Origin of the sequence: Kitasatospora sp. GAS1066B, from assembly GCF_041262605.1 — a bacterium.
Classification (GTDB): Bacteria; Actinomycetota; Actinomycetes; order Streptomycetales; family Streptomycetaceae; genus Kitasatospora.
In genome coordinates this window covers 123681-136456 of record NZ_JBGCCO010000013.1, presented here as the reverse complement: position 1 = coordinate 136456, position 12776 = coordinate 123681, and the positions used below count along the sequence as shown (strand labels likewise).

At 75.4% G+C, this 12776-nt stretch carries 10 protein-coding genes; 5 read left to right on the top strand and 5 right to left on the bottom strand.

The genetic code is table 11. The annotated features are described in order from the left end of the window. Positions 1 to 2: 2 nt before the first annotated feature. Entirely contained in the window at positions 3 to 2456 is a 2454-nt protein-coding gene (locus ABH937_RS17010; protein WP_280691022.1) for a helicase-associated domain-containing protein, read from the bottom strand. A gap of 517 nt (positions 2457 to 2973) precedes the next feature. Here ABH937_RS17010 and ABH937_RS17005 point away from each other — a divergent pair. The 3 genes from ABH937_RS17005 to ABH937_RS16995 all read left to right on the top strand — a co-directional run bounded on the left by ABH937_RS17005 (position 2974) and on the right by ABH937_RS16995 (position 5134). Further along, positions 2974 to 4170 (top strand): sensor histidine kinase, encoded by a 1197-nt coding sequence (locus tag ABH937_RS17005; RefSeq protein WP_280691021.1) that lies wholly within the window; start codon positions 2974 to 2976, stop codon positions 4168 to 4170. Beyond that, positions 4167 to 4850, top strand: a complete 684-nt coding sequence (locus ABH937_RS17000; protein WP_280691018.1) for a response regulator transcription factor — start codon at positions 4167 to 4169, stop codon at positions 4848 to 4850. Before ABH937_RS17005 ends, ABH937_RS17000 begins: the two co-directional genes overlap by 4 nt. A 71-nt stretch (positions 4851 to 4921) precedes the next feature. Continuing rightward, positions 4922 to 5134 (top strand): KTSC domain-containing protein, encoded by a 213-nt coding sequence (locus ABH937_RS16995; protein ID WP_280691017.1) that lies wholly within the window; start codon positions 4922 to 4924, stop codon positions 5132 to 5134. Positions 5135 to 5166: 32 nt separating this feature from the next. Here ABH937_RS16995 and ABH937_RS16990 read toward each other — a convergent pair whose 3' ends face one another. From ABH937_RS16990 to ABH937_RS16975, 4 genes are all read right to left on the bottom strand, one after another. Beyond that, positions 5167 to 6663, bottom strand: a complete 1497-nt coding sequence (locus ABH937_RS16990; RefSeq protein WP_280691015.1) for an FAD/NAD(P)-binding protein — start codon at positions 6661 to 6663, stop codon at positions 5167 to 5169. Further along, positions 6660 to 7229 (bottom strand): cysteine dioxygenase family protein, encoded by a 570-nt coding sequence (locus ABH937_RS16985; RefSeq protein WP_280691013.1) that lies wholly within the window; start codon positions 7227 to 7229, stop codon positions 6660 to 6662. The genes ABH937_RS16990 and ABH937_RS16985 overlap by 4 nt, the downstream gene beginning before the upstream one ends. A gap of 226 nt (positions 7230 to 7455) precedes the next feature. After that, on the bottom strand, positions 7456 to 8136 hold the full coding sequence (locus tag ABH937_RS16980; protein ID WP_280691012.1) for a response regulator transcription factor: 681 nt from the start codon (positions 8134 to 8136) through the stop codon (positions 7456 to 7458). Further along, a complete protein-coding gene (locus ABH937_RS16975) occupies positions 8133 to 9398 on the bottom strand; it encodes a sensor histidine kinase (protein WP_370218675.1) in 1266 nt (421 codons plus the stop codon). The genes ABH937_RS16980 and ABH937_RS16975 overlap by 4 nt, the downstream gene beginning before the upstream one ends. Before the next feature lie 226 nt (positions 9399 to 9624). Here ABH937_RS16975 and ABH937_RS16970 point away from each other — a divergent pair, with 226 nt between their 5' ends. Further along, entirely contained in the window at positions 9625 to 10317 is a 693-nt protein-coding gene (locus ABH937_RS16970) for an ABC transporter ATP-binding protein (RefSeq protein WP_280691009.1), read from the top strand. Further along, positions 10314 to 12713 (top strand): ABC transporter permease, encoded by a 2400-nt coding sequence (locus ABH937_RS16965; protein ID WP_370218674.1) that lies wholly within the window; start codon positions 10314 to 10316, stop codon positions 12711 to 12713. The genes ABH937_RS16970 and ABH937_RS16965 overlap by 4 nt, the downstream gene beginning before the upstream one ends. Positions 12714 to 12776 lie beyond the last annotated feature (63 nt).

Here is a 12776-nt window from a genome sequence, read left to right as displayed (position 1 = left end):
GGTCAGGCCGGCTGGACGTCCTGGATCCGGGCCAGGGCGTACTCCTCCCGTCCGTCGGCGGCGTAGAGGAACGGCGGGTCGAACTCCAGGCCGCTGAGCGTGCGCACGGTCCGGTCACCGTCCACGGTCAGGTAGGTGATGGTGACCGACCGGTCGGCCTGCAGTGCGCGGGCCAGCCGGCGGATCGCCGAGGGCGTCAGCAGCAGGGCGCGGTCGGCCAGCGCCTGCTCGGTCCGCGAGTCCACCGCGGGCTCGTCCGGGTCCGGAGCGTCGGTCGCCGCCAGCAGCCGGCCGGCGAGCGCGCGCAGGTCGGCCGCGGACGGCGGGGTCCGGGCGGGTCGGGCCGGTGGCCGGCGCTGGGCCGGGACGCGCTCGGCGCGGTCGGCGCCGGTGCGCTCGACCCGGACCGTGCCGTCGACCGCCTCCGCCACCGGGGCGTAGCCCTCGGCGCGCAGCGCGTCCAGCGTCTGCTCCGGATCCGCCGCGCTGACCAGCACGGTCGGAGCCAGCAGCCGCAGCCGCAGGGCGGCCAGTCTGCGGTGCGCGGCCAGCTCGGTGAGCAGGGCGGGATCGGCGCCGTGCAGCACGCAGCCGGGCGCGGTGACCCGGATCCGACCGTGCCGGCGGGCGGTGTCGTTGATCAGGTAGACCAGCGGCTGCGGGAGTCGGCGCGCCGCGCCGGTGTCCACGCGGACGGCGGTCAGCTCGGCGATCAGCCGCTGCGGGCTCTGCCCCGAGTCCAGCGCGCGGCGAACGCTGGCGGGGGTGAACCGCCAGACCGACGCGGTGCCGCGGGTCTCCCGGTCGGCGACCGCGTCCAGCAGGGCGGCCAGCCGGCCGGTCGGCGGGCCGGTCACCACGGCCGTCAGGTCGGTGCCCAGCCTGGCCTGCGCGGTCGCGGCCGGCAGCAGGCCGACGGCGCGGTCCAGCAGCGCCGTCGGCTGCTCCGCGGACTGCGCGGCGAGCGCGGCGCCCAGCGGGGACAGCGTCCCGCGCGCCACCAGGCCGAGCGCCTCGGCCTCCTGGAGCACGGTGGCGAACGGCGTGCCGTCCTGGGCCGGTTGCTCGGCCAGCGGGCGGTGCCAGGCGGCCAGCCGACCCAGCCCCGCGGCACTCGCCGCGCCCCGCCCGGCCGGCAGCCGACCGGCCGCGGTGAGCACCCCGCGCCGGGCGTGCCGGCAACTCGGGTTCGGCGAACGGCTGATCAGCGCCGGCCAGGCCTTGCCGTCGCGGTCCTGGGTCGCGGTCGGCGTGAACGGCAGCGCCCACCAGGCCAGTACCAGTTCGACCAGTTGCCGGGCCGGATCCAGCTCGGCCCACGCGTCGTACGCCGGGGTGACCCGCAGCTGCCCGCCGCCCGCCTCCGGATCCGGCGACGGCCGCTTGCTCGGGGCGACCACCCGGCGGGTGATGCCCTTGCCGGTCGGCCGGCTCGTCTCCGGGTCGGCGGCACCGGTCAGCAGCCCGGCCGCGGAGGCACTCTCCAGGACCAGCCGCACCAGCGGCTCGGCGCACTGGGTCTGCCGCCCGAGCCGGCCCAGCTCGCGCGGTCCGACCCCGCCGGTCTTCAACAGCGCCGGTGGGCGGGCCGCGCACTCGGCGAGCACCGAGGCGGCCTGGGAACCGAAGGCGGTCGCGGCCGAGACCGCCTCCCGCTCCACCTCCGCCACGCCGACCTCGACCAGGTCCGGCTCGGGCGGGCACGGGTCGAACGGGGCGTGCCAGGCCGGGCCGCGCAGCGCCAGCGTCACCTCGGCGGGCATCCGGGTCGGCCCGTACCCGTGGTGGGCCCGGACCAGCAGCCCGCGCTCGCGCGCCCAGCGCGCGGCCCGACCCGCCTCGCCGGAGGCGGAGGCCACCAGCGCCTGCCGGGTCACGGTGGACCGCGCGCTCTCCTCCAGCAGCCCGGCGATCCCCGGCGGGGCACCGGCCACCACGGTGGCCAGCCAGGCGGGGTCGGCGAAGTGCTCGGCGAGGGTGTCCAGGCGTTGCTGCTTGGTCACCGGCACCCGCAGCCGCAGCAGGGCCAGCACGGCGCGCAGTTCCTCGGAGGTGGTGTCGGCCAGCAGCTCGCTCAGCGGGGCGTCCAGGCCGAGCGCGTGGGGCCAGACCTGGCGCAGCGCCGGCACGCAGGTCAGCCGGCCGCGCGGGTCCGGCCAGACCAGGGCCTGGCCGGCCAGTGCCTGCAGCGCGGTGTCCAGTCCGGCGGCCCGCTCGCCGTCCAGGGCGTCGAGCAGCCGGGCCAGCTCGGCCCGGTCGGCCGGCGGGCCGAGGGCGACCAGCGCCTCGGCGGTCTGCAGGCAGGGCAGCGGCAGGCGGCGCAGCACCGCGGTGACCGCGCCGGGGCGGGCCAGCCGCTCGGCCAGCTCGGCCGGCAGCGCGGGCTCGGGCACGCCCGCGGCGTCCGGCCTGGCCCGGAGCAGGCGGTAGAGCCGGTCCTCGTCGAGGCCGCGCAACCAGGCGGTCAGTTCGGCGTGGGGTGACTCGGTGATGACGGCTCACCTCGCTCGGTGCAGGTGGCCCGCGCCCCGTGGCGCTCCGGCGCTACTCGCGGGCTGCGACGACAGTGTGACTGTGCGTCAGTCTAGTGCGTGGTGCGCCTGCTGGGGCCGGTTCGCCGAGATCCGCCGGGGGTGTTCGCGGGCTCGGGGTGGGCCCGAGGGCGGTCGCCGGCGCCGCGCTCCGGCTTGCGCGCCTCGATCGGGAAGCGCGCGGTGTGCCACGAACGGGCCCTGACGGCAGATCAGTTCGGCCGGCTCGCGCCGGGGAGGTCGGCCGTGGCCGGGTCATCCCGGTCGGCGGTTCAGGTAGCCGAGCACCGCCCGCACCCGGTGGTTCGACGCTGGTCTCCAACCAGGCCATCACGCCGGACGGCCATCGGTTCACCGCCTCCGTGTGGTCCGGCTGGTCCGCCCGTGGGCGTACGCCTGTAAGGGGACGACCGGTCGGGGTGGCGGTGGCTACGATCGGCCCGTGGATCACGTCATGCCGTGGCCGCCGCTGCTCGGGCGGGTGCCACCTCGCCTCTGGTCGGCGCTCAGTTGGAGCGCGGCGGCCTTCTTCGGGCTGCTGCTCTTGGTGGCGCAGCTGCTCCCCGTCGGGGGGCGAGGCATGGTGGATCGGGAGGTCGTCGAGTGCGCCGGGCTGGCCCTGGTCTCGGCGCTGCCGATCGGGCTCGGCCGGCGGTGGCCGTTGCCGATGCTCGGGGTGCTGGTGGTCGCCTCGTCGCTGTCGTTGGTGTGCCGGCAGCCGGTCTGGGTGCTCTACCTGCCGGTGTTCGATCTGCTGGTCTGCCTGCTGGCGGCCGAGCCGGGGCTGGGATCGGCCACCGAGCGTGCCCGGTACCGGGTCTCCGGGGCGGCAGGGCTCGTGGTGCTGGCCGTCGAGCTCGGCGAGTGGCGGATCGCGAACGGGCAGTGGGGCGCCGGCTTCCGCGATGTCGCGGTGCCGATCACCGCGGCCACCGTCCTGGCCTGGCTGATCGGCGCCTCGATCCGCCAGCGGCGAAGACACGCCGAGCGGCTGCGCGCCGAGGTCGCCGAGCAGGCGGTGGCGGCCGAACGGCTCCGGATCGCCCGCGAGTTGCACGACATGGTGGCGCACAGCATCGGCGTGATCGCGATCCAGGCCGGCGCGGCCGGCCGGATCATCGAGAGCCGGCCGGCCAGGGCCCGCGAGGCGTTGGGCGCCGTCGAGGCCACCAGCCGGGAGACCCTGGCCGGGCTGCGCCGGATGCTGGTCGCGCTGCGCCAGGCCGACGGGCAGGCACCGGAGTTCGCCCCGGTGTCGGGTCTGGCCGACCTGGAGCGGCTGGCCGCCGACACGGCGCGGGCCGGGGTCGGGGTCGAGGTACGGCGACAGGGGCGGCCGCGCCCGCTGCCGCCGGAGATCGAGCTGGCCGCTTTCCGGATCGTGCAGGAGTCGGTGGCCAATGTGGTGCGGCATGCGGACAGCCCGCACTGCCAGGTCTCGTTGGCGTACGAGGACGAGGAGCTGGCCATCGAGGTGGTCGACCACGGGCGTGGTGACGCGGCGCGGCGGCCGGTGCCCGAGGGCGCCGGCTGGGGGATCGCCGGGATGCGCGAGCGGGTGGCCTTGCTGAACGGCCGGTTCAGCGCCGGGCCCGGGTCCACGGGCGGTTTCCGGGTGATGGCGAGGTTGCCGCTGTGACGATCCGTCTGCTGCTCGTCGACGACCAGCCGCTGGTGCGGGCCGGGCTCGGCATGGTGATCACCGACTGCCCGGATCTGGAGATCGTGGGGGAGGCCGGCGACGGGGCCGAAGCCGTCGAGCTGGCCGCGGAGTTGCGGCCCGACGTGGTGGTGATGGACATCCGGATGCCCGGCATGGACGGCATCGAAGCCACCCGGCGGATCACCGCCGCCTCCGCCGCGGCCCGGGTCATCATGCTCACCACCTTCGACGACGATGACCACGTCTACGCCGCGCTACGGGCCGGGGCCAGCGGCTTCCTGGTCAAGGACATGGCGCTGGACGACATCCTGGCCGCGGTGCGGGTGGTCGCCGCCGGGGACGCGTTGATCGCGCCGAGCGTGACCCGGCGGCTGATCGCGGAGTTCGCCCACCGGCCCGAGCCGGCGCGGGCTGCTGTTCCGGCGGGGGTGTCGGGGCGCTCGCTCTCGCTGGAGGGGGTCACCGAGCGGGAGCGGGAGGTGCTCACCCTGGTCGGGCGCGGCCTGTCCAACAGCGAGATCGCGGCTGAGCTCTTCATCGGCCCCGCCACCGCGAAGACCCATGTGGCGCGCCTGCTCACCAAGCTGGGCGCGCGCGACCGCGTGCAACTGGTGATCATCGCCTACCGGGCGGGGCTGGTCTCCGCGACGGCGTAACGGCTCGGCCCAGCCCGAGCCCATTCCCGAGCCCGATGGCCGGGACGGGCGGGCTCGGCCAGGCTGGAGGGGTGGAACGCGTCCCGGTGGAGTCCAGCTGCCTGGCGGCGGTCGGGTACGACCCTGCCGACGGGGCGCTGGAGCTGGAGTTCACCAGCGGGTCGGTCTACCGGTACCTGGCGGTGCCCGAGGACGTCCACCGGGGGTTGCTGGCTGCCGAGAGCCTCGGCCGGTACTTCCACGCGTGGATCAGGGACCGCTACGAGTACCGCCGGATCGGGTAGCCAGCCCGGCTGCTCGATCCGGCGGCCCCGCCTCAGTGCTGCCGCGCCGTGGCCCCCCGCTGTTCTACGGCGCTGCGGTCGAGCAGGAGCAGCGCGAGGTCGTCGGCCTGGCAGCGGATTTCGGGGATCGCGGTGGACTCCAGGAGGTTGCCGCGGCGCAGGGTCCCGAGGGTCCACAGCGGAGCGGGGGCGTGGTCGGCCGCCGGACGGAGCCGACCGGCCGAGGTGGTGTCGAAGCCGCCGCCGACGGGTGCCGGATAGCCGAGGCCGCCCGCGAGCAGGTCGGCGACCAGCGGGTCCTCGACGCGGGTCAGGTCGGTCTGCGAGCCGGTGCAGTTCAGCACCGCGGCCACCCGCAACCGGCGGCCGTTGTCCAGCCGGACCTGGAGCCGGTCCGCGGTGGTCTCCGCGCTCTTGCCGCTCTCGGTGGCCTCGGCGGTTTCGGCGCCGACCACGGTTCCCCGGCCGATGCTGACCAGCCCGGCGTCCACGGCGCCGCGCAGTGCCGCGGCGCTGGTTGGTGGGATCCGGTGGCGGTGGGTCTCCCAGAGCCGCAGGTCCTGGTCGAGGAGCCGGGCCTGGTCGGCCGGCGAAAGCCGCTGCCAGAGTGCGGAGGTGAGCGGGCGCAGGCTGTCGACGCCCGCCCGCCAGTCGCCGTGGCTGCGGCGGCAGCGGGAGATCTGCCGCAGTACCGCGCGACGCAGCTCGGCCAGCCCCGACACCCCGTCAAGGTCGGGCGTCGGCGCGACGACCACCGGTGTGCCGGCGTGCGGTTGGGGTACCAGCCCGTGCCGGGAGAGCGCGTGCACGACGCGGCCGGGGCGCTGCAGGGTGAGCGCCATGTCCACCATGGTCAGGCCGGTGCCGACGAGCAGGACGTCGCGGTCGTCGGCGACGCGCTCCAGCGCGCCGGGCGCCCACGGGTCGGGCAGGTAGCCGGGCGCCGAGCGCAGCGCGGGCGGGGCCCAGCCCTGGCCCGGTGCGAAGTTGCCCAGTGCCAGCACCGCGGCGTCGAAGTCGAGCCACTGCCCGCTGGCCAGCCGCAGGCGCAGCGGTGAGGCGGCCGGATCCGGCTGGTGGGTGATGCCGACGACGCGGTCGTGCAGGCGGACCAGGTCCGGGGCGCCGTCGAGCCGGCTCGCGGCGTCGAGGCTGTCGGCCAGGTAGCGGCCGTACCGGCCCCGGGCGATGAAGTCGTGCTCCCGGCCCGGCTCCCCGTGCTCGGCGAGCCAGCGGACGAAGTGGTCCGGGTCGTCCCGGTGCGCGCTCATCCGCCCGGCCGGGACGTTCAGCAGGTGGTGCGGCGCCTCGGTGCCGAAGGCCAGGCCCCGGCCGGCCGGTTCGGGGTCGATCAGCCAGATCCGCAACGCGGCCCGGCGGTCCGCGGCGGCGTGCTGGAGCAGTCGCATCGCCGTCAGGGTGCCCGCGGCTCCGGCGCCCACCACGGCGATGTGCCGGACGCCACCGCTTTCGCTCACCAGGTGGCCGTCCTGTTCCGGGTGGCGGCCCGCCGCCGAGGTGGCGCTCACTGCTCGCCCTCGGGGTCGCGGTAGGTCCGACGGATGCTGGTCCCCAGCCGCGAGATGTCCGCGCCGTAGACGTGGATCGAGATCGCCTTGGTCGCGCAGGCGTTGCGCACCCGGTGGATGTCGCCGGGCGGGGCGAAGGCGGCGATCGCGCCGGTGGGGTTGGTCACGTCCTCGGTCGGGATCAGCCGGGAGGTCCGCCCGTCGGTCATCAACCGGTAGCGGCGTTCGCTCTCCTGCCCCTGGTGGACACCGGTGACGCACCAGGAGACGTGGTCATGGATGGTGGTCCGCTGGCCTGGCAGCCAGACCAGCGCGACGATCGAGAAGCTGCCGTCGGTCTCGGCGTGCAGCACGTGCTGGCGGTAGCGGTCGGGGTGGCCCTCGCACTGCTCGGCGGTGAGCAGGTCGGGGGTGCCGAGCAGCGGGACGATCAGCTCGCCGACCAGATGGGCCGTCAGCTCCGGTGGCAGGCCGCGCTGGATGACCTCGCGGGCTGTGACGACGAGGTCGTCGATCGCCGGAGTGACCCGCGCGACGACCGCGCCGGACACAAGGGAAGACGTCATGCTGCCAACTTCGACCCGGTCGTACCCTCGCGTCCAACGACAGTAATCGGCTCTTGGCAAAGCGGAGCTTATGGATCCCGGCGGCGATGCCGGACCGGCCGTCGCCGACCGAGGTCGTCGGCTGACGCAGCGTCAGCAGGCCTGAAACATAAGCAGAAATTGGGGGCGCGCATGGCGGCGCGCGGCCGGCAGGATTCGTTCGGGAGGTGCTGGGGCCCTACAGGCCCTAGCCTCCGGCCCGGTTCTCGCCCGCGCTGACCAGCCCGGTCTCGTAGGCGATCACCACCGCCTGGGCCCGGTCGCGGAGCCCGAGCTTGCCGAGGATCCGGGCCACGTGGGTCTTCACGGTCGCCTCGGACAGCTGGAGCCTGGCGGCGAGTTCGGCGTTGCTCAGCCCCCGCGCCAGCAGGCCCATCACCTCCAGCTCCCGCGGCGTCAGCGCGGCCAGGTCGCGGTGGATCGCGGTGGCGGCGGCGTCGCGGCGGGCGAAGCGCTCGACCAGCCGGCGGGTGATCGCCGGGGCCAGCAGCGCGTCGCCGCCGCGCACCATCCGGACGGCGCCGGCCAGATGCTCGGGGCTGACGTCCTTGAGCAGGAAGCCGCTGGCCCCGGCCGACAGCGCGGCGTAGACGTACTGGTCGAGGTCGAAGGTGGTCAGGATGATCACCCGCGGGCCGTTCGGGTCGTCGCCGACGATCCGCCGGGTCGCCTCCAGGCCGTCCAGCTCCGGCATCCGGATGTCCATCAGGACCACGTCGGGCCGGGTGCGGCGGACCGCGTCGACGGCCTCGGCGCCGTTGCCGGCCTCGGCGACCACCTCGATGCCCTCGGATTCCAGGATCATCCGGAACCCGGTGCGCACCAGCGCCTGATCATCGGCGACCACGACATGCAGCGGCTCGGTCACGACGTCTCCAGCGGTATCAGGGCTCTGACCCGGTACCCTCCGCGCGGGCGGGGTCCGGTCTCGACGGTGCCGCCGTAGACGGCCAGGCGTTCGCGCAGGCCGATCAAGCCGCGGCCGTTGCCGGTGGCCGCGGAGGGGCTCGGCCGGCCGCCGGTGTCGGCGACCTCCACTCGCAGCCGGTCGACAGCGTATTCGACGATCACCTCGGCGCTCGCGCCGCTCGCGTGCTTCACCGTGTTGGTCAGCGCCTCCTGTACCACCCGGTAGGCGGCGAGTTCGACGCCGGGCGGCACCGCGCGCCGCCGGCCCAGCACGGTCAGCTCGATCGGCATCCCGGCCTGCCGCACCCCGGTGACCAGGGCCTCCAGCCGGTTCAGGCCCGGTTGCGGGGCGAGTTGCGCCGTCCCGGCCGGATCGTCGCCGTCGGTGTCGCTGTCCATCGTCAGCAGCCCCATGACCTGGCGCAGTTCGGCCATCGCCGCCCGGCCGCCGGTCTCCACCGCGAGGAGCGCCTCGCGGGCCCGCTCCGGGGAGCTGTCCATGATCTTGCGGGCGGCACCGGTCTGAATCACCATCACGCTGACGTTGTGGGTCACCACGTCGTGCAACTCGCGGGCGATGCGTGCCCGTTCGTGCTCGACCGCGCGCTCCAGCGCCTCGACCTGCTCGCGCGCCAGGTCGGACATCCGCTGGTGGCCCTCCTCGACCCGGCGCCGCCACATCCTGATCTCGTAGGCCACCGCGAGCACCGGGATCAGCACCAGCAGCGCGACCACCCCGTTGGGGAAGCTGGGCAGTTGCGCGCTGCTGAACAGCAGGACCAGCACCACGGCGGCCGCCGGGAGGCTGAGCAGCGTGGCACGCCGCCGCGGTCCGTGGACGGCGGCCGTGTAGACGGCGATGACGCACGGGACCGAGGACCAGTAGGCGATGTCCGGGGAGTCGCCCCTGACCGGCAGCGCCAGCGCTGACACGGCCCAGAGCGCCGCCAGCGGGAGCCGGCGGCGCAGCGCCAGCGGCAGCGGGACGAGCGGCACCAGGAGCAGCCGGCCGGTCCAGTCCACGCCGCCGGTCAGCGGGACCAGCCTCGCGTAGTGGACGGCGCCCGCCGCGAGGCCCAGCGCCAGCGCGAGGTCGAACACCCGGCCGCGCGCGGCCACGGCCGGTACGCGTCGGGTCTCCGGGCCTGGCCGGAGCCCGAGTTGACGGGCCGTCCGATCGGCCAGTTCGCGCAGTCGATCCACTGCGGGCGGGTTCGTCACGTGATCATTGTGGCCGACACCCCCGGCTCGGTACATCCGTCCGGGACGGTAGTCCTGCTGCATCCCTCGCCTACCTCGCAAGGATGACGCCGGCCGGCATGCGCCTCTCGCGGTAGCGCAGATGCCTCGCCCGAGCGACGCGCCAGGTCAACCCCTGCTCCTACCTTCGGATCAGCCGGTCGGGCAGCCCGCCGGAAGCAGGCTCGGCAGATCGAGGGAGACGATGATGAGCACGCCGGTGATCGAGTTGAGCGGCGTCAGCCGCCGCTACCAGGAGGGCCCCGCGGCGCTGGACCAGGTGTCGCTGACGGTGCGGGCCGGCGAGTCGGTGGCGATCGTCGGACCGTCGGGCAGCGGCAAGTCCACGATGCTCAACCTGATCGCCGGCCTGGACCGGCCGAGCGCTGGCACCGTCACGGTGGACGGCACGCGGGTGGACGCGCTGAGCGAGGCCGGATCGGCGCGCTTCCGGCGGGCGAAGATCGGCATGGTCTTCCAGTTCTTCAACCTGCTCGACGACCTGACGGTGGCCGACAACGTGATGCTCCCGGCGGAGATGGCCGGCACCGGACGCGGCGCGGCGCGCCGGCGGGCCGGCGAGCTGCTGGCGGCGCTGGGCATCGAGCGGCACGCCCGGGCCTACCCGGGGCGGCTGTCCGGCGGCGAGCGTCAGCGGGTCGCGGTGGCCAGGTCTCTGATGAACCGTCCGCCACTGCTGCTCGCCGACGAGCCGACCGGTGCGCTGGACTCCGCCTCCGGCGAGGACGTCAAGGCGCTGCTCAACGAGCTGCACGCGGACGGCCAGACGATCGTCACGGTCACCCACGACCTGACCCTGGCACAGGCCTGCGCGACCCGGACCGTCACCATCGCCGACGGCCGGATCGCCGCCGACGTCCGCACCGAGGCCGTCCGATGAGCGGCCTGGGCAGGGTGGTGCGATCGGGCGTGCGCCGCCGCCGGGTGCAGACCCTGGTGACCGGGCTGGCCACGATGCTGGCGGTGACCGTGTCCGTCCTCGGCGGGTCGTTGCTGGTGGCCTCCGACGGGCCGTTCGACCGGGCCTTCGCCGGTCAGCACGGCGCGCACCTGACCGCGCGGTTCGATGCGAGCCGGACCACGGCCGAGCAGCTGACGTCCTCCGCGCACGCCGCCGCAGTCACCGCCGCCGCCGGGCCGTTCGGCACCGCGACCCTCGACCCGCACACCGGCGCCGACCTGGGCCTGCCCGCGAACGCGAGCCTGCCGCCGATGACCGTGGTCGGCCGCACCGACCCCGGCGGGCCCGTCGACGACGTCACGCTGCTGCGCGGCGGCTGGGCGAGCGGCCCCGGCCAGATCGTGCTCGCCGACAGCTATGGGAGCCCGGTCCAGGACCTCGGCACGGTGCTGGACTACCCCGAGCTGCCCGGTGATCCGAAGCTGACCGTGGTCGGCTTCGCCCGTTCGGTCAGCCGGACGGCGGACGCCTGGGTGTCCCCGGCCGAGCTCGCCTCGCTCGGCGCGCCCGGCACCGCCGGCGGCTACCAGATGCTCTACCGCTTCGCCTCGGCCGGCAGCACCGCGCAGGTCGCGGCCGACCGCGCCGCCGTGGCCTCCGCGACCCCGCCCGGCGCCCTGGTCGGCGCGCAGTCCTGGCTCGTCACGGCGCAGGGCACCAACCGGAACACCGCGCTCTTCGTGCCCTTCCTGGTCGCCTTCGGCCTGCTCGGCGTGCTGATGTCGGTGCTCATCGTCGGCATCGTGGTCTCCGGCGCGGTCGGCACCGGGACCCGGCGGATCGGCATCCTCAAGTCGCTCGGGTTCACCCCTGCCCAGGTGGTGCGCTCGTACATGGGGCAGGCCCTGGTGCCGGCGGCGGTCGGCACCGCGATCGGTGCGCTGGCCGGCAACGCGCTGGCGATCCCGGTGCTGTCCGCCACCGCCGACGTCTACGGCACCACCACCTCGGGCGTCGCGCCCTGGGTCGACGTGGTGGTGATCGGCGGCGCGCTCGGTCTGGTGACCGCCACCGCCTGGGTGGCCGCGCTGCGGGCCGGGCGGCTGCGCACCGTCGACGCGCTCGCCGTCGGCCGCACCCCGCGGGCCGGCAGTGGCCGGCGCGCCGCCCGGCTGGCGGCCCGGCTGCCGCTGCCCCGGCCGGTCAGCCTGGGCCTGGCCCAGCCCTTCGCCCGCCCCGCCCGGATGGCCGGGATGGTCGCGGCGATCGTCTTCGGCACCGCCGCCGCCACCTTCGCGGTGGGCATGGGCTCCTCGCTGAACTGGGTGCAGGCCGCCAAGAACCACGACACCGCCGATGTGGTGGTCAACGCCTTCGGCCCGCCGACCGGGTCGGCCGTGGCAGGACCTGGCGCGCCGTCGAACGTCACGCCGCACCGGACGCGGGCCACGGCCGATCCCGCCGCGATCACCGCGGCCGTCAACGCCCAGGCCGGCACCGAGAAGTACTTCGGCACCGCCGGCACGGAGGTGACCGTGCCGGGGGTGGCCGGGACCACCAGCGTCTTCGCCTTCAGCGGCGACTCCTCCTGGGCCGGCTTCACGATGGTCTCCGGACGCTGGTTCACCGCCCCCGGCGAGGCCGTGGTGCCGTCCACCTTCCTGACCGCCAGCGGCACCCGGCTCGGTGACACCGTCACCCTGCAGGACCACGGCAAGGCGATCGGGGTCCGGCTCGTCGGCGAGGTCTTCGACCCGCACACCCAGACCGACGAGGTCCTCACCGAGGCCGCCACCCTGGCTCCGGCCGAGCCCGACCTGCACCCCGAGACCTACTCGATCAAGCTGAAGCCCGGCACGGACGCGGCCGGCTACGCCACCGCCTTGAACGGCACGCTGGCGCCGCTGGGCGTCACCGCCGGCAGCGGCCGGAGCCACGGCGAGAGCGGCACCATCGTCGCCCTCGACGCGCTGACCGCGCTGCTCACGCTGATCCTGGTCGCCACCGCCGGCCTGGGCGTGCTCAACACCGTGGTGCTGGAGACCCGCGAGCGGGTCCGCGAGATCGGCGTGGCCAAGGCGCTGGGCATGACTCCCCGGCAGACCGTCACCATGGTGCTCGCCTCGGTCACCGTGGTCGGCCTGATCGGCGGCGCCGTCGGCCTGCCGCTCGGCCTGGCCCTGCACGCGGTGACCGTGCCCGCGATGGGCCACAGCGCCGGCCTCGACTTCCCCGCCGTGGCCATCGACGTCTACCCCGACTCGGAACTCGCGCTACTGGGCCTGGGCGGGGTGCTGATCGCCGTCCTCGGCGCCCTGCTGCCCGCCGGCTGGGCCGCGCGGACCCGCACCGTCACGGCGCTGCGCACCGAGTAGGGCCACGCCGCGGAGCGTCGGCCTGGTCGCGTCAGGCCCTCAGGCCGTGTCAGGCCCCGTGTC